This window comes from Streptomyces sp. NPDC053426 (assembly GCF_055585405.1).
In genome coordinates, this window is the sequence record NZ_JBVJKE010000056.1 from 1 (window position 1) to 1,210 (window position 1,210).

At 70.3% G+C, this 1,210-nt stretch carries 2 protein-coding genes; both read left to right on the plus strand.

The window, feature by feature from the left end; all coding sequences use genetic code 11:
• Positions 1 to 522 (plus strand): DrrA family ABC transporter ATP-binding protein (locus ACZ62B_RS39095; protein WP_469694024.1); only part of this gene is annotated, 522 nt, incomplete at its 5' end.
• A partial coding sequence (locus tag ACZ62B_RS39100; protein ID WP_468729152.1) for an ABC transporter permease occupies positions 519 to 1,210 on the plus strand: 692 nt, incomplete at its 3' end. The genes ACZ62B_RS39095 and ACZ62B_RS39100, both read left to right, overlap by 4 nt.

The window sequence follows — 1,210 nt, forward strand, 5'->3', positions numbered from 1 at the left end:
GACATCGCCATGACCCTGGTCGGCGACCCGCGGATCATCTTCCTCGACGAACCGACCACCGGACTCGACCCCCGCTCCCGCCACACCATGTGGCAGATCATCCGCGGGCTGGTCGCCGACGGCGTCACCGTCTTCCTCACCACCCAGTACCTGGAGGAGGCCGACGAACTCGCCGACCGCATCGCCGTGCTCAACGACGGCAGGATCGCCGCCGAGGGCACCGCCGACGAACTCAAGCGGATCGTCCCCGGCGGACACGTCCGGCTCCGCTTCACCGACCCGGACGCCTACCGGTCCGCCGCCTCCGCCCTGCGCGAAGCGACCGGGGACGACGAATCCCTCACCCTCCAGATCCCCAGCGACGGCAGCCAGCGCGAACTGCGCTCCGTCCTCGACTGGCTCGACTCCGCCGGCGTCGAGGCGGACGAACTGACCGTGCACACCCCCGACCTCGACGACGTCTTCTTCGCCCTGACCGGCCCGGCCAACGTCCCCAACCAGCCCAAGGAGACCGCCCGATGAGCAACCTCGCCCTCGCCGTGCGCGACTCGTCCACGATGCTGCGCCGCAACCTCCTGCACGCCCGGCGCTACCCGTCGCTCACCCTGAACCTGCTGCTCACGCCGATCATGCTGCTGCTGCTCTTCGTCTACATCTTCGGCGACGCGATGAGCGCCGGCCTCGGGGACGGCGGCGGGGCGGACCGGTCCGCGTACATCGCCTATATCGTGCCGGGCCTGCTGCTGATGACCATCGGCTCCACCACGATCGGCACCGCCGTGTCCGTCTCCAACGACATGACCGAGGGCATCATCGCCCGCTTCCGCACCATGGCCATCCACCGCGGCTCCGTGCTCATCGGGCACGTCGTCGGCAGCGTGCTGCAGTCGGTCGCCAGCGTGGTCCTCGTCGGCGCCGTCGGCGTGGCCATCGGCTTCCGCTCCACGGACGCCACCGCCCTGGAGTGGCTGGCGGCGCTCGGGCTGCTCGTCCTGTTCGCCCTGGCGCTCACCTGGATCGCCGTCGGCATGGGCCTGATCAGCCCGAACGCCGAGGCCGCCAGCAACAACGCGATGCCGCTGATCCTGCTGCCGCTGCTGTCCAGCGCCTTCGTCCCGGTCGAGGGGATGCCGGGCTGGTTCCAGCCGATCGCCGAGTACCAGCCCTTCACACCCGCCATCGAGACCCTGCGCGGACTGCTGCTCGGCAC